Raw genomic sequence first — 15,760 nt, 5'->3', positions numbered from 1 at the left:
ACTCGACCGACCCAACTGCAACAAAAAGCGTTAGATTTATTGGGAGTTTCCCTGATTTGTACCCAGTAACGGGGCGGCGTAAATTCTCTTAATCCCTTCTACAGCACAGCTTATGGCTTTTTGTCAACGGGGAAGTCCAGTAATAATTTTAATTTCTCTTCCCTTTCTTGTTGTTTTTTTATCTATTAGTGAGGACAAAGATTGAAAAGACTATCCCCCATTTCTTATGATTAAATGGCCTTAGCTGCTCATAAAGGTCAAAGGTGTTAAAGGTCTAAAGGTTACTGCCAACCGCGCAAATTAAAATAACCCAGATAAAAATCGCCCCCTTGATCTGCTAATAAACTTTTCTGTAAAATTGGCCATAAATGGGACTCAATATTATCAAAAATGCGCGGCATATTTTTAATCCGTAGGGTGCGCTCTTCGATAGCGTAACGCACCGACAATTGTGGTGGGTGATTTTGGTTATGGTGGTGGGTTACGCGTTGCTAACCCACCCTACTGAATTACTTAATCCAAACCGTTTTAACGTTGACAAATTCGCGAATACCTTCCACACTTAATTCCCGGCCAAAACCAGAACGTTTAATACCCCCAAAGGGTAAGCGAGGATCGGATTTAACCATACCGTTAATAAACACACAACCGGCCTCAATTTCGGTAATTAAATGCTCAATTTCTTCGGGGTTATTCGTCCAGGCACTAGAACCTAAACCAAAGGGACTATCATTAGCTAAAGCGATCGCTTCCTCGATATTTTTGACTCGAAATAGTAAAGCCACAGGCCCGAAAAATTCCTCTTTTTCCCCCGGAGAACCGGCGGGAATATCGGTTAAAATCGTCGGTAGATAGAAGTTACCTTTTCCCTCTAAACGCTGACCCCCCACAAGGACTCTACCACCCATAGCGACGGTTTTTTCCACTTGAGCGGCAATTTCCGAGACGATCGATACCGTGGCCAAGGGACCGATATCAACGGTTTCATCGAGGGGATCACCCACTTTTAAAGCTTGGAATTTGGCCACTAATAACTGTTCAAATTGATCGGCGACAGTTTCCATAACAATAAACCGTTTAGCGGCGATACAAGTCTGACCATTATTTAACAATCTTGCCGTCACTGCCGTAGCCGCTGCCGCCTCGATATCGGCACTATCTAAAACGATAAAAGGATCACTACCTCCCAACTCTAAAACCACTTTTTTGATCTGTTTTCCCGCCGCAGCCGCTAAACTGATCCCCGCCGGTTCACTACCGGTTAAAGTGGCGGCTTTTACCCGTTCATCGTTAATTAAATCACTAACGCGATCGGCCCCGATCAAAAGAGTTTGAAAAGCAGCTTCGGGAAAACCGGCTTCTAATAAAATTCTTTCCACCGCTAAAGCTGATTGAGGGACATTAGAAGCGTGTTTGAGTAGGCCGACATTTCCCGCCATTAAAGCGGGTGCAGCAAAGCGAAATACTTGCCATAAAGGGAAATTCCAGGGCATAACCGCTAAAATCACCCCTAACGGTTGATAACGGACAAAACTGCGACTAGCATCGGTGGCAATCGGCACATCTTCCAGATAACCGGCGGCATTATCGGCATAAAAACGACAAACCAAGGCACATTTGAGAACTTCTGCGATCGCTGACTTGATTGGTTTCCCCATCTCTAAAGTCATGGTTGTAGCCAATGCTACTTGATCCCGTTCTAAAATATCCGCCGCTTGCCGTAACCACTGTCCCCGTTGACTGATGGCGGTGCGGCGATACTGCTGAAAAGTTGCCTCAGCCAGGGCCAATTTCGTGGCCAATTCCTCCGAGGTTAGAGGGGTAAAAGTCTTGAGAATTTCTCCCGTGGCAGGGTTAACTGAAGCGATACCCATATCCCAATTGTCTCCTATCGAGCGCTATATCTCTAGTTTAGTTCTCCAGCTGTACCGCTGCTCACCCTAATTTGGCAATCGGGATTAGGATTCAGGAGTCAGGAGATAGGAGTCAGGAGATAGGGTGATGGGGTTTTGGGGTGATAGGGTTTTGGGGTGATAGGGTGATGATACAGCTTCCCCACTACCCCACTACCCCACTTCATAATTCATAATTCATAATTCATAATTCATAATTCATAATTCCCACACCAATGCTTAACAATCAAAGATCTTCGCCGGTGTCTGTCATTTGTTTAGGGGAAATCCTCTATGATCTAATTGCCGATCAAAGCGATCGCGCTATAGAGCAAGTGACTTCTTGGACAACCTACGCGGGGGGTGCGCCGGCAAACGTGGCCTGTGGATTGCGAAAATTGGGCATAAATTCGGCTTTTATCGGTTGTGTGGGCAAAGATCAACCCGGAGAACAGTTAATCGCCTTGCTAGACGCTCTCGGAGTCGATACTACTGGTGTGCAGTATCATGCCACCCTACCCACCCGACAAGTTTATGTCACCCGCGATGCTGGGGGAGACAGACATTTTGCGGGTTTTGGCGGCAGAAAAACAACTGATTTTGCTGATACTGCCCTTAATGCTGACCTATTACCCGAAAATCTCTGGAAAAATGCCGATTATCTCGTGATGGGAACCCTAGGGTTAGCCTATCCCCCGGCGATGGCGGCGATGATGCGCGCCCTGCAATTGGCTAAAATTTACGCGGTGAAAGTATTGGTCGATATCAACTGGCGGCCGGTTTTTTGGCCTAATCTTGATGCCGCTCCTGATATCATTCGAGATTTTATCCCTCAGGCCGATTTGCTCAAATGTAGCGAGGAAGAAGCAAGCTGGTTATTTGGCACTGATACCCCCGTCAGAATATCATCACAATACCCCAATTTAGGGGCAATTCTGGTTACTGGCGGCGCAAAAGGTTGTAAATATCATTTAGGCGAAAATAGCGGCACTGTCAAGGCTTTTCCTGGGGAAGTAGTGGATACAACCGGGGCGGGGGATGGCTTTGTGGCCGGTTTTTTAGCTCGTGCCGCTCTGGGAGGCGATCAAATCGGTAAAAACGCCGATTTAGCCCGTAAGGCGGTGATTTATGCCTGTGGGGTGGGGGCAATGGTGACAAGGGGAGCAGGAGCGATCTCATCCCAACCGACTCGGCAGCAGCTGGAGGAGTTTCTAGCGGCCTTTGACTCCTAGAAACTATACTAGGGTTTGCGGCAAAAAGTTTTTCGTGGGGGCAGGGTGTGGCCCCCGACATCGGGGGGGGCAGGGGGGTGTGGGGTTTTACCCATTTTCAGGGGGTCAATTACCTAATTTTCAGGGAAAAAGTGCCTAAATTTCCCCCCGATCACCCCAATGTCTGGCACTTTTTGATGGGAAAAAAGTCTAAAAGTCTTATACAACAAGGTTTTTAGATTTATTCAGCCAACCCTATACTAAATCCAGTTATTAAAAACTGATTATCTATTCCTCTCTTTTGCCTTTTGCCTATCCTGATATGTAACCTATACTCAACGGATTTAGTATTATTTGCCCGTTTTTTGGTCAAACCAGTCTAAAACCCGATTCCATGCCCACCAGCGATCGCTATCGCCCCACTGACGCTGACAGGATAAACTGCTGATATAACCCACATGACCGCCATGGTGGGTTAAGAGTAGATCCACGTGGGGATTATCGGCGATCGCTGCTTGCAGATCGGGAATAACTGCCGGGGAAAAGAGGGGATCATCGGCCGCGTAGAGGATAAAAGTGGGTTTAGTTAAATAGGGTTGAAAGGGCAAGGGACTACTAGCGGCATAATAGTCATAGACTGTCTCAAATCCTAGCTTTTTAATCACTAATTCTCGATCGAATCCTGCAATCGTGGTGGCGCGAGTAATTGCTTCGGGATCGATATGATCGGGATGAGCCTTATGGATGCGTTTGGCTAACTTGCGTAATTCCCTGGCGATCGCTTTTTCCAAGTGTTTCCCCCAAGGATCCTGGACGAGATAGGATAAAGAACGATTAGAGTCTAAATTAGGGCAAATTACCGCACCACCGCCGATATGGGTGGGATCGATCCCCAGATCTTCCCGATTATCTGCCGATTTAATTCCCCAGAGGGCCAATTGCCCCCCCAGAGAGTAACCCGTGAACCAAAAAGGGGCAGGACAGCCCATTTTTTGAGCTTGGGCGGCAATATGAAGGAAATCTAGCCCTTCATAGATGCCATCGGAGGTGAGAGTCGGGGATAATTCGGCTGTCTTACCGTGGGCCCGCCAATCGAAGAGGACGACCGCGTAGTTTCTCGCTACGGCTTTTCTGCCTAAAATTCTTAAAAACCATTGATTATCTAAGTCTCCCGTGATGCCGTAGGTCCCGATAATTGTTCCTTTCGCTTGCGGGGGAATGGAAACAATCCCGTAGATAGGGACGGCATTGGCCCCGGTGAAAATGGTTTCTTGATAGACTGGTTCGGGAATAGCGATCGTATTTTGCCAGGTTTCTCGCGCTTTTAGGGACACATAGAGAGTCATGGCAAAACCGTTTTTCAGCAATGGGGGCGGGGTGTAGGTGAGATTATCGGTCTTCGTCCTCGGATGGGCAATCATGGCAGCACAGGGGAATCTAAAAGTCAAGAGTGGGAAACAAAAATTAACTTATGCCCACCGCTTTCTTAAAAATTGTAAAGCAAATTGTCCCAAGCGGCGAGCAACTCTGACAGGGCAGTGGCCGACCAATTGCCCTCACAACCGCGACCTTGATAGAGAATCAATCGCAGGGAATAATTATCGGGAAATCCTGCCGCTTCTAACCATAAAAGCTCGCTTTCCGCTTCACAAGCAATACTTTCTTCATCCATTAATTCTGTGGCCATGGCTGCCATAGTTGCGGTCAATTGTGATAGTAACCGACGCAAATCTTGCCACTCAGCCTCGGTTAATTCCATTGCCCAATCATCGCCACCAATTAATCCTTTATAAACGGCTGCCTTAGGATTCCAACCCAGGCGCCAACCCGAACCATATTTGAGAATTTTTTCCATAATTTTCTAGAATTTTAATAGGTCAGCATCTCCCGGTTTTGATAAAGAGGGACGACTAGGAGAGGGACTAGGAGAAGGACTAGGAGTGGGGGTTTCTTGGGGGAGAATAGCGGGGTTATAAATTTCGACTAGAAGGGTGACTAACTGCTGCCGTTGACGACGATTAAGGCTGTTCATCGCTTTGATATCGGCAGCCATGGGATTAACGGTAAGGGTTGCTTGTCCGGGATAGTTTTCTTCGCTGATTTTCTCGTTCACTCCTAGGTAATCCCCTAGGGTTAATTGCCAATCAAAACGGATGAGAGTAAACCTTTTTTTTGTATCTTGATGATAACGAAGAAAGCGACTGATTAAAGTATTATTCGGATCGATCACTCCTGTATCTCGACGGGTATAGTTGTTTTCTTTCGGTAAATCTGGCATTGCTTGGTAAATTTGTTGAGCAACTGTTTCGGGACGTTGAATTTGGCTCATCCCCAGGGATTGCCAGGATAACCACCAGAAAAATATCCCTATTACTAGGCAGAATAATAATAATATTATTCGCTGAATTTTCAGCTTTTGAGGGAATTTTAAGAGCATATTAATCAAGAAAAGATTGAAGTTAATTATCTAGCAACAGTGGGAATTTTTCAGGAACATTTCCAGAGGTTGGGAATGTTATAATTATCTAACAATCCCTAGATTAATCTAACTGTAGGAGCTAGGATCAAAATTACCCCAGTCATCCCCATCATAGCAAAGAGCGGACACGATCGAGAGGCCAGTAAACTTTATATGCTTGACCAAAGACATGACTTTCGGGCAAAAAACCCCAATCACGGGAATCAAAACTATAGTTACGATTATCTCCCAAAACAAACAGGGTTTTTGGGGGTACAGTCATCAATTCTATTTCATAATTGGTTAACTCGGCGATGTAGGGTTCCTCGATAACTTGCCGGTTGAGATAAACTTTACCCCTGCGGATTTCTAGGGTATCCCCAGCAACGGCGATGACTCGTTTGATAAAAAAATCTCCAGAAATAGGCTCTAGTTGCTTAAGTTTTTCGGGAGTTCTAAAAACAATTATATCGCCTCTTTTCGCTTGATAAGTACTGGATTGACTGACGAAAATGCGATCACCGACTGCGAGGGTAGGTAGCATGGATTCGCTCGGAATCTCGAAAAATTCTATTTTTTGATGTAACCAATCGGGAAAATAATTACAGATAATTCCCCAAGTAAAAATCACTGCCACCATCAGCGCCAAAATGGAACGATAGGTGTGACGATGGGGATGAAATTGATGGGGGAAAGTGTGGTAAACATGATAAATAGCACTCGCTGTAATTAAAGGGGTAAGAAAGAGGATATTGGCAAAAAAATCATCCATTCTCAGGGTAATTAGGGATATGGTCAGAAAAATTATCCCTAAGCTCACCTTATCGGCGTACAATTGCCCTAACCCCGGTATAATCCGGTTAGCGAAGACGGCAAACCAGGGGTTTTTTTGTTTCCGGGGAATTTTCTCTAAGCTGTTATTCTGTCTGGAATAATAAACAGTCCAGTGAGCATCAAAAATACTGCTGATGTAAACGATAACCAGCGCAACTATTCCCCCTAATCCCCAGCTTACAGGGCCATTGGGGCTAAAAATTGCCCAAATTGTCACAATTATTAATATTACTTGAGCGATCGCCCAAATGGTTGCTTTTTGGTTTTTGTTGGCATACCATTGTCCCAAACCGGGGAAGAACATCGAGAGATTGACAGCCAACCAGGCATCTTTTGCCGGGGAATTAGTCGCACAAGGACGAGAAACAACCGAAAAAAGGGAGAGTTTGCCCATAGTATAGACCTATTGCCAATTCAGTAAACAGTGCTCAGTAAACAGTAAACAGCAAACAGTTAACTAAAAACAGTTAACTGTGAACAGTAAACAGTAATCAGTGAGCAGTAAACAGTTAACTGAAAACTCACACCTGATAACTGATGACTGCTAATTACTATAGCAACCAACAAAACTTAATGCTTTTACTTCAATTTAGCACCTCTCATTACTGTCGCAAAGCTCGTTTAGCCCTAGGTTATAAGGGGATTGATTACCAAGTAGAAAATCTCACCCCCGGACTACATATTCTCAAACTCAGTCCCCTAACCAAAGGGTTAACCACTGTCCCGGTTTTAATGGCAGCGGATGAGATTATTGCCGATTCTACTGCCATTTTCAGATATTTAGAAAAAGTAGTTCCTTTCCCCTCTTTTATTCCCGCTGGAGAAAAGGAGCAAAATCAAGCTTGGTTACTAGAGGATTGGTTAGATGAAAGTATTGGAGTAGCCACTAGATTTGTCTATTATGATTATCGCGCTGGAGAGGGAAAAGCGATCGATCCTTCCCTGAGTAGTCAAATAATTATTAATATCGTGCGACAACAATATAAAATCAACCCAGCCAGGGTAAAATTAGCGGAGGAACGACTAGAAAATGCCCTCAAGATTCTAGAATACTGGCAAAATCAGCCCTATTTAGTGGCAGATAAATTAAGTGTAGCCGATATTGCCGCCACTGCCCTATTCAGTCCTCTGGCGCTAATTCCCAGTTATCGTCAAAAATATCCCTGGTTGTTTGTTAGAATCGGGGAAATTCATCAACAGTGTCGAGAAAAATTGCCCCCCGGTTTAAATTAAATGCAGCGAACGACAAAAATTATCATCCTCATCTTGATGGGTTTATTATCACCCCTAAAAGCCCTCGCTTTGCCCGCTCCTGAAGATATTCCCGAAGAAGTTTTACGAGCAGAAATTATCACTTCGGCTCGCTCGCCCCTTGATAATCAACCCCTAACTGCGGCCGAATATGCTTTACTAGAAGAACAATTAGCCACCAGCATTTATCCCCCCCAAATTAATCCCAAAATTCGACAATTAATTGCTCTGAGAAGATTGCAAAAACTTCTCCAGATATTGATACCTTTCTATCGTTAATATCAAAATGGTCAATCTTTTTAGTTAAGACTGATTAAGTCTTGACAAAATTAATGACACCAACGTTTAAAAAACCAGGATTTAGGATTAATCTTTGCAGAGAATTAAATGATTTTTCTCCGTTAATTTGGCCATCCAACCCGGTTCAATCACAATCGTGCTAATTTTTTCGATAATAATTGCCGGTCCTGCTAGACAATCAAAAGGTTGCAGATCTGAACGCTGATAAATTGGCGTTTCCCGCCATTGATTAGCCATAAAAACTGCTACTCGATCGAGCATAGTAGGTAATTCTCCCATCGGACGGGTGCGAGTTAAAATTGCTTCTTGGGGACTGTCCATAGTCTGGATCAATTCCACGGCAATCGACTCAACAATTAAAGCTTTTTGTTCTTGTTTAAACCCATAACGTCTTTGATGTTCCCGTTCAAAATCCTGACGCATTTGATCGCTAAAATTAACCGCTAAAGTAGCATCACTGCCTTGATATTTTAAACTGACTTGCTGCCGCACCTGATTATAAACCTCTAATTCCCGACCCGCTAAAACTTCTAATTCCTTCATTTCCGTGAGTAACTGCCCGATTAAATCGGCATTTAACGGCTGTTCGATCGCTTTTTCTTTAATTACCCTCAAATCAGCCAAACCCATGCCGTAGGCGCTTAAAACCCCAGCGTAGGGATGAAGAAAAATACTTTTCATTCCCAGAGTATCGGCAATTAAACAGGCCACTTGACCCCCGGCACCGCCAAAGGTACAAAGAGTATAATCACTGAGATCATAACCCTTTTGTAGAGAGATTTTTTTAATCGCATTAGCCATATTTTCCACGGCAATTTGAATAAACCCTGCAGCCAACATTTCAGGACTATTATTACCCCCCATTGTTGCCGCCAATTCTTGAAACTTGGTCAGCACAATCTCTCTATCTAGGGTTAAATTTTCCTCCTGTCCAAAAATAGCGGGAAAATAGGCGGCTTGAATTTTTCCTAACAAAACACTAGCATCGGTAATTGTTAAGGGTCCACCCCGTCGATAACAGGCAGGTCCCGGATTAGCTCCGGCACTTTCTGGCCCAACCCGAAAACGATAACCATCATAGACTAAAATCGAACCCCCACCAGCGGCCACGGTGTGAATACTTAACATCGGCGCTCGCATTCTTACGCCAGCAATTTCGTTATCTGTTTGGCGCTCGTATTCCCCTTGAAAATGAGAAACATCGGTGCTAGTTCCTCCCATATCAAAACTGATAATTTTGCTAAATCCTGCCCTTAAACTGGTTTGTACTGCCCCAACTATTCCCCCCGCAGGACCGGATAAAATGCTATCTTTACCCTGAAATTTATCGGCAGTGACTAAACCGCCATCGGATTTCATAAATAACAAGCTAGTTTTCGGTAATTGCTGGCTAATACTATCAACATAGCGGCGTAAAATTGGTGATAGATAGGCAGAAACTACTGTGGTATCTCCCCGGGATACCAGTTTCATTAAAGGACTGACTTGATGGGAAATGGCTAGATGAGTAAAGCCGATTTCTTCGGCAATAGCTGCCACTTGTTTTTCGTGGTTGGGATAACGATAGCTGTGCATAAAAACAATCGCACAACTGCGGATACCCGCTTGATAAACTGGTATTAAATCGGCTTTAACTTGGGCGGGATTAACGGCGATTAATTCTTGTCCTTGACTATCGTAGCGTTCGGCCACTTCGATAACTTGTTCGTATAATAAAGAAGGAAGAATAATTTGACGGGCAAAAATATCGGGGCGATTTTGATAGCCAATTCTCAAGGCATCTTTAAAACCTTTGGTGATTAACAAAACCGTGCGCTCTCCTTTTCTTTCTAACAGCGCATTGGTGGCTACCGTTGTTCCCATTTTGATCACTTCGATGTTATCTAGGGAACCGCTAATATCTTTGATCCCTTGAATGACTGCATCTGGGTATTTTTCGGGATTTTCCGAGAGCAGTTTATAGAGAACAATCCACTGTTGATCGGCAATGGGAACAATCAGAAATCTAGCGGCATCTCTAGCTAGTCTTTCCATAATTTCTGGTCGATCGATTATCGCCACGATATCGGTAAAAGTTCCCCCTCGATCGATAAAAAATTTTAACATAATCCCTTCCAGTTCTCAGAATCAATGAACAATTGCGCCTAATTCTTTTAAGATAAACTAGATTGATTTATCTGAGTAAGCAAAATGTCCACAGGAATCGCTATCTTAGGGGTAGGACGTTGGGGAGTCCATTTCGTCCGTCATTTTTCTCAACATCCCTCAGCACAAGTAGTGGCGATCGTTGATCCCTCCCCTGAAAAACTCCGTCTCTGTCGCGATCAATTTAATCTCGATACTAATAAAGTTATTTTAGCCAATGACTGGGAATCTATTCGCAATCACCCCGAAATCTCGGCCGTAGTCGTCGTTACTCCCGCCATCAGCCATTATCCCCTGATTAAAGATGCTCTTAATTTAGGTTATCACGTCCTCGCCGAAAAACCCTTAACCCTCAATCCCCAAGAATGTGCCGAATTAACAGCATTAGCGGCTAAAAAACAGCGTATTTTATTAGTTGATCATACCTATCTTTTTCATCCCGCCGTTATCACTGGACAAAAAGTCCTGCAATCCGGGGGTATCGGTAAACCTCTTTATGGTTATGCCACTCGTACCCACCTGGGGCCGGTCCGTCAGGATGTGTCCGCTTTGTGGGATTTAGCTATTCACGATATCTCGATTTTTAATCATTGGTTAAATAGTACACCAGTATTTGTGCAGGCGCGAGGAACGGTTTGGCTACAACCTAATCTAGCTGATTTGGTCTGGTTAACCCTGATCTATGGCGATGGTTTTCAAGCGACTATTCACCTTTGTTGGTTGAATCCCGATAAACAGCGACGCTTAGGAATAGTTGGCAGCGAAGGGACTTTAATTTTTAATGAATTAGACTCTCGATCGCCTTTAACCCGACAAAAAGGCCATTTTGAGCGTCAGGAAGCCTATTTTATTCCCCGGGGACAGGAGACGGAATCTATCCCTATTGCCGATGGTGAACCCCTAAAAGCATTATGCGAACATTTTTTAGAGTCAGTGGCTACGGGTGTCGATTCTCCTGTATCTTCGGGATCGGTAGGGACGGAATTAGTCAAAATTCTCCAGGCAGCAGAATTATCTCTAGCCAGAGGTGGAGAAATCCTGCGCTTAGAATAGGGATATCCAATCATTGTTTCTTCCCTATTATCCCACTATTACGCAACAAGTCTATTGTTTTAAGTCCGTAGTCTGATCGTGGGTGGGGTTGAACGATAGAGAAACCCAACATTTTTAAATAATTGGGTTGGGTTTCGTTCCTCAAACCAGCCTACTTATTGCTAAATTTGTTGGTGTAATTTCGGGTGTGGCTGTGACAGAAAACTATCAGAAAAAGGTTTTTCTGGCTTTTCCCCACGCTCGGCACAAAAAGCTAGGTAATCTTCCACTGAATCAGCAAAAGCCTGCTGCAATTCCGCTACACTCTCTCCCTGAAAAGTGATAACATCTCGGACGTTGGCCACCTCACCGTAAAAGATACCCGCCTCGTCATCAAAAGAAACTACTGCTTCGTAACCTTTACAATTCATTCTAAGCGATAATTGTTTACTGTTCACTGCTAAAGGGTAATTCCGAGAAATCTATCTCACCTATTTGATCGATTACCCAGAGATGATAGCAGTCATAATCTGCCATTAACTTAATTTTTTAAATTATTATCATTGGGGCAATGGTGGCAATAGAGACTGCAATTGTTCTAGCAAAGGAGAAAGTCTTACTGTAATAATATTCCAGACAATTTCTGGTTGAACCTGATCGTACTGATGGCTAATAATATTTCTGAGTCCAATAATTCCCCTCCAATCAATTTTGGTGTGTTTTTGTTGAAAAGTCTCAGGAATTCTACGGGCTGCTTCTCCTAAAATTTCTAATTGTCTTTCCACAGCACTTTGTAACAAAAGACTCTTGGAATATTCTTCCAAAGAAACATCTTTGAATAAATTCTTGGATATTAGTAATAGCTTCGACCATATCCCAAAGATATCCAGCCTCACGACTGTTCATGACGATAAATTAGCTGATGAGTTTTTAAAATTTCGTAACGACGATAGGGGTTTTTCAGTCCCTCTTGATTAACCAAGTCAACTTTGCGTCCGAATATCTCCTCTAATTCTTCTTTCATCTGAACAATATCAAACAAATCCCAGCCATGATTGGGAGCAAACTTATAAAGAACATCAATATCACTATCAACTCGAAAGTCTTCCCTTAATACTGAACCAAATAAAGACATTTCAAGAATTTTCCAATGTTGACAAAAATTAGTAACTTTGCTTAAGATAACTTGAGCTTGTTTTTTGTTAAAACCAGAATTTAACAAGATTTTTTCGGCCTTGTTGGTGGTTATTTTAACAACCTTCGCTGTAATAGCTTGTTTCATTGGTGAGCAAAATCCCCCAAATTATCCTTGACAAAACACTTGAGATCCTTAAGGTTACAGTAACCCGCCATGTAAAGTCGGCTGGTAGGCTACACCAACATTAACACACCCTAGGAGATCGGCGCTCACTTTTTCGTCCGTAGTCTGATCGTAGGTTAGGCCAAACGATAGTGAAACCCAACATTTTTAAATCATTGGGTTGGGTTTCCTTCCTCAACCCAACCCACGGCTTTTTAACAACCGATAACTGTTTCATTTTTTATTGTCCTTAACAAAATTTAACACTACCTCAATTTTTTCAAAAAAATCGACCCGCCTAGCGGCGGGAAAAAGAGAAAAAGAGAAAAAGAGAAAAAGAGAAAAAGAGAAAAAGAGAAAAAGAGAAAAAGAGAAAAAGGGAAAAAGGGTTACAGAGTCCTCCCAGCACCGCACACCACCCGAAAACCGTCGCCGTTGAGGCTGTCGAAGTCGGGGTAGCTCCAGTTGCGGTTGGCAGAACGACAGAAATAAGGGATGAGGAGCCAAGAACCGCCGCGCACTATTTGATAATCATTATCATTTGTCAGCCAAGCACTGCCATCCGTCGGCGCATTCTCATAGCTATCATGCCAATTGTCTTCGCACCACTCCCAAACATTGCCACTCATGTCATAGAGTCCCCAAGCATTGGGCTTTTTCTGGCCCACAGGATGAGTTGTATTCTGAGAATTTCCGCCATACCAAGCGTAATCTCCTAACTGACTAGCATCATCACCGAAATAAAAGCGAGTAGTAGTCCCCGCACGACAGGCATATTCCCATTCCGCTTCTGTGGGGAGACGATAGGTTTTCCCTGTTATCTGACTCAATTTCTGACAAAAGGCTTGAGCGTCATTCCAACTAACCTTTTCTACCGGATTTTGGGGATTATTTTGAAACCAAGAGGGATTTTTTCCCATTACCGCTTGATATTGTGCCTGAGTCACTGGATATTTCCCAATCGCAAAACTGTTGACTTTAACTTGGTGTTGAGGCTTTTCAAAATTCCTAGCATCGGGATCGCTGTCAGGAGATCCCATGAGAAATTGACCTGCTGGTAAGCTCACCATCTCCAGTGTTACTCCGTTGGGTAGGTTTTCTGTAAATGGGGTTGGCTTTGTAAACCTGATAGATGCAGAACTTGAAGGACGAGGTGAAGGAGAAGGAGTAGGATTCTGACGAAACAACTGAGCGAAAATATTACTAGCGACTGTCCCTACTGTAAATAACCCGAAAGTTATTAAAACTTTACGACGCGACCATCTTTGAGGAGGTATAGGTGAAGGAGATGATTTAATCGATATTGGGGGAGGTGGTGGCGATACTTTAGGTGACGGTGTAGATGTCACAGTAGCGATACTTTTGCTTGCAAAAATATCAAGATTTAAATCACTAAATCGCTCACACCAATAACACTTTCCGTAACTGCGGTTGTAGTAATGATTATCAACTTTGCCACAGCGTATAACCTCTTTTAGTGCAGCTTCCAAAGTACCGCGCCATTCCTCAGCCGTCGGTCGTCTGTGGGGGAATTTATGTCCCTCATTAAAACAGCGCAAAAATAAGGCGTGTAAGTCGGGATGTAAAATATTTAATGGTATGGTGGTATTACTAGGTACAAGCAATTTATCCCCAGAAAAAGGCCATAGTCCCCGTCGAATTAGTTCCGACTGTTCCAGGGAATCCCCTCCTCCTTGCCACAATCCCCGAAACGGCGGCCCGCCAAATAGTAGATAATAAATAACAACTCCTAATCGAAAGCGATCATGCACTTCTGTTTGATCTACATCTGCTATATTCACTCCGATTAATTCCGCCGGTGTAAATCCTTCTGAGCCAACTAAACACCGATATATTTTACCGCTATAGGGATCTGATACTTGAAATGAATCTGTATCAATAATCGTAGGCAACGCCCGATTATTCACTAAGATATTTTCTAGCTTGATGTCTCCCAAAACATAACCTTTAAGGTGAATTGCTTCGATAATAGCGGCTATATTCCGCGCTACTACATGAAGAAAATACCAATTAGTTTCTAACTTGTATTTTCTTCTCATTATGGGCGTACAAAGCTTTAATAATGTTTCTGAACCCACCACTTCTGGCATTAAAAAACCAACGACTTTTCCCTGTTTATCTTCCAAGATAGAATAGGGCCAAGCGAAGGAAATATGGTTAAGATGAGCGTTAGGATCACTGGGACGATTTCTCACCATTAACTGTAATTTATCAACCCTTTCATTATGGGGATTGTGGTAGATTTTCGCTAAGTACCCATTAAAGTTAGTGTGCCATACTTTCGCTTCGCCACTGTTCGCCAGTTCTTGCGTCAGTGTAATCCAGCGATTCTGTAGTTGACAGCGATAAGTTAAAGACATCAAAAAATCTCCGAGTATTTGTGCTGTTCAGAAAAATTTATCTAGTCGTTTCTAATAAGTTAGATATAAGTAGCTGGTTATAATTAAATTAAAAATGGATTTTGCCTTTAATCCCCCTTTGATAACGGGGGTGTCTGATAATTTTTAACGCCTACCTACTTAGTATCAATCAAATACTGGTTTGGCTGTGTCATCTTGAACGCGATCAAAGTCTGAATCGTTGCCAACGTTGGGAATCTGGCGTAGCACCTCTGCTAGGGATTTTCGTTGCGGTTGCAGCAAGGCTTTTTCTAAGATTTGGCGGTGTTCGGCTTCGGCACTGATCCCGTGTTGGCTGGCTCGCTTTTTGAGAGCTTTGACGATGGCTTCATCGATATTGCGGACGATTAAATCTGCCATAGACGACATCCGTTTGAGAGTGGTATTGTATTCTCAACCATTTAAATGATAGCAATGATAGTCAATGATCTTATCCTAGGTTGGGTTGAACGATAGTGAAACCCAACATTTTTTAATAATTGAGTTGGGTTTCGTCAAATCAATTCCTGTAAAATAGCTTCGATTTGTCCTTTTAGAGGAGGAATGTCATTTTCAACAATATCCCAAATAATCTCTAGATTGATACGAAAATATTCATGAATAGTTAAGTTTCTTAGATCGCTGGCATCTCGCCAAGGAACTTCGGGATATCTTGCTTTAAATTCTTGAGAAGTTGCTCTAGCTGCTTCATCAATAATTTGTAAATGATAGACAATCCAAGTTTGAATTAATTCTTGTTGTTCAAACAGGGTTTTTCCCTGTCGAGCATACTTTTCTAAACGCTCAATTGCTTCTAAAATATCCCGCAAGCGTTCGCTATCATCTCTCATAGTGGTATTGCTTCTTTTAGTACCCGCTCTCTGATTCTATCTTTAAGTCCCTGTTCGGTAACAATATCAACTTTGCAGCCTAACAAG

The 15,760-nt window shown here is 43.2% G+C and carries 17 protein-coding genes and 1 pseudogene; 4 read left to right on the top strand and 14 right to left on the bottom strand.

Annotation, left to right across the window (positions count from 1 at the left end; all coding sequences use genetic code 11):
- Window positions 1-281: 281 nt before the first annotated feature.
- On the bottom strand, window positions 282-443 hold the full coding sequence (locus tag ACE1AQ_RS06670; protein WP_172456663.1) for a hypothetical protein: 162 nt from the start codon (window positions 441-443) through the stop codon (window positions 282-284).
- Between the two features lie 66 nt (window positions 444-509).
- Window positions 510-1,874: an NAD-dependent succinate-semialdehyde dehydrogenase gene (locus tag ACE1AQ_RS06665; RefSeq protein ID WP_008205854.1), complete on the bottom strand. Its 1,365-nt coding sequence runs from the start codon at window positions 1,872-1,874 to the stop codon at window positions 510-512.
- A 254-nt stretch (window positions 1,875-2,128) separates the two neighbouring features.
- Between ACE1AQ_RS06665 and ACE1AQ_RS06660 the strand changes: the two genes are divergently transcribed.
- Window positions 2,129-3,124, top strand: coding sequence for a carbohydrate kinase (locus ACE1AQ_RS06660; RefSeq protein WP_110544111.1), 996 nt, complete (start codon window positions 2,129-2,131; stop codon window positions 3,122-3,124).
- 329 nt (window positions 3,125-3,453) lie between these two features.
- On the opposite strand, the gene ACE1AQ_RS06655 is transcribed toward ACE1AQ_RS06660, so the two are convergent.
- The 4 genes from ACE1AQ_RS06655 to lepB form a co-directional block, all read right to left on the bottom strand.
- Window positions 3,454-4,524, bottom strand: coding sequence for a YheT family hydrolase (locus ACE1AQ_RS06655; RefSeq protein ID WP_008196832.1), 1,071 nt, complete (start codon window positions 4,522-4,524; stop codon window positions 3,454-3,456).
- Between the two features lie 65 nt (window positions 4,525-4,589).
- Window positions 4,590-4,958 carry a DUF1818 family protein gene (locus ACE1AQ_RS06650; RefSeq protein WP_106909502.1) on the bottom strand — a complete coding sequence of 123 codons (369 nt, stop codon included), beginning with the start codon at window positions 4,956-4,958 and terminating at the stop codon, window positions 4,590-4,592.
- A 6-nt stretch (window positions 4,959-4,964) separates the two neighbouring features.
- Window positions 4,965-5,540 carry a hypothetical protein gene (locus ACE1AQ_RS06645; RefSeq protein ID WP_008196828.1) on the bottom strand — a complete coding sequence of 192 codons (576 nt, stop codon included), beginning with the start codon at window positions 5,538-5,540 and terminating at the stop codon, window positions 4,965-4,967.
- A gap of 151 nt (window positions 5,541-5,691) precedes the next feature.
- Entirely contained in the window at window positions 5,692-6,789 is a 1,098-nt protein-coding gene (gene lepB, locus ACE1AQ_RS06640) for a signal peptidase I (RefSeq protein WP_110544109.1), read from the bottom strand.
- A gap of 179 nt (window positions 6,790-6,968) precedes the next feature.
- On the opposite strand from lepB, the gene ACE1AQ_RS06635 reads away from it, so the two are divergent.
- Together ACE1AQ_RS06635 and ACE1AQ_RS06630 are read left to right on the top strand one after the other, a co-directional pair.
- The gene (locus ACE1AQ_RS06635) at window positions 6,969-7,628 is read left to right on the top strand and encodes a glutathione S-transferase family protein (RefSeq protein WP_106909505.1); all 660 of its coding nucleotides are present in this window, start codon (window positions 6,969-6,971) and stop codon (window positions 7,626-7,628) included.
- A complete protein-coding gene (locus tag ACE1AQ_RS06630) occupies window positions 7,629-7,925 on the top strand; it encodes a hypothetical protein (protein ID WP_008196816.1) in 297 nt (98 codons plus the stop codon).
- A gap of 87 nt (window positions 7,926-8,012) precedes the next feature.
- Here ACE1AQ_RS06630 and ACE1AQ_RS06625 read toward each other — a convergent pair whose 3' ends face one another.
- Window positions 8,013-10,052, bottom strand: a complete 2,040-nt coding sequence (locus tag ACE1AQ_RS06625) for a hydantoinase/oxoprolinase family protein (protein ID WP_110544106.1) — start codon at window positions 10,050-10,052, stop codon at window positions 8,013-8,015.
- Between the two features lie 84 nt (window positions 10,053-10,136).
- Between ACE1AQ_RS06625 and ACE1AQ_RS06620 the strand changes: the two genes are divergently transcribed.
- Entirely contained in the window at window positions 10,137-11,144 is a 1,008-nt protein-coding gene (locus tag ACE1AQ_RS06620; protein ID WP_008196813.1) for a Gfo/Idh/MocA family protein, read from the top strand.
- A gap of 161 nt (window positions 11,145-11,305) precedes the next feature.
- On the opposite strand, the gene ACE1AQ_RS06615 is transcribed toward ACE1AQ_RS06620, so the two are convergent.
- The 7 genes and pseudogenes from ACE1AQ_RS06615 to ACE1AQ_RS06585 all read right to left on the bottom strand — a co-directional run.
- Window positions 11,306-11,554: a type II toxin-antitoxin system HicB family antitoxin gene (locus ACE1AQ_RS06615; RefSeq protein WP_110544104.1), complete on the bottom strand. Its 249-nt coding sequence runs from the start codon at window positions 11,552-11,554 to the stop codon at window positions 11,306-11,308.
- 129 nt (window positions 11,555-11,683) lie between these two features.
- Complete coding sequence (locus ACE1AQ_RS06610) at window positions 11,684-11,947, bottom strand: DUF86 domain-containing protein (RefSeq protein ID WP_253257690.1); 264 nt, start codon at window positions 11,945-11,947, stop codon at window positions 11,684-11,686.
- A gap of 68 nt (window positions 11,948-12,015) precedes the next feature.
- On the bottom strand, window positions 12,016-12,405 hold the full coding sequence (locus ACE1AQ_RS06605) for a nucleotidyltransferase family protein (protein WP_002792955.1): 390 nt from the start codon (window positions 12,403-12,405) through the stop codon (window positions 12,016-12,018).
- Window positions 12,406-12,812: 407 nt separating this feature from the next.
- Complete coding sequence (locus ACE1AQ_RS06600) at window positions 12,813-14,804, bottom strand: SUMF1/EgtB/PvdO family nonheme iron enzyme (RefSeq protein ID WP_110544102.1); 1,992 nt, start codon at window positions 14,802-14,804, stop codon at window positions 12,813-12,815.
- A gap of 165 nt (window positions 14,805-14,969) precedes the next feature.
- Entirely contained in the window at window positions 14,970-15,203 is a 234-nt protein-coding gene (locus tag ACE1AQ_RS06595; protein WP_002783562.1) for a hypothetical protein, read from the bottom strand.
- A gap of 134 nt (window positions 15,204-15,337) precedes the next feature.
- Window positions 15,338-15,673: a DUF86 domain-containing protein gene (locus ACE1AQ_RS06590; RefSeq protein ID WP_110544100.1), complete on the bottom strand. Its 336-nt coding sequence runs from the start codon at window positions 15,671-15,673 to the stop codon at window positions 15,338-15,340.
- Window positions 15,670-15,760: pseudogene (locus ACE1AQ_RS06585) on the bottom strand (DNA polymerase subunit beta); the annotation flags it as partial. The pseudogene ACE1AQ_RS06585 and the gene ACE1AQ_RS06590, both read right to left, overlap by 4 nt.

It is taken from the genome of Microcystis sp. BLCC-F209 (assembly GCF_041928595.1).
GTDB lineage: Bacteria > Cyanobacteriota > Cyanobacteriia > Cyanobacteriales > Microcystaceae > Microcystis.
This window is presented reverse-complemented; position numbering and strand designations above follow the sequence as displayed.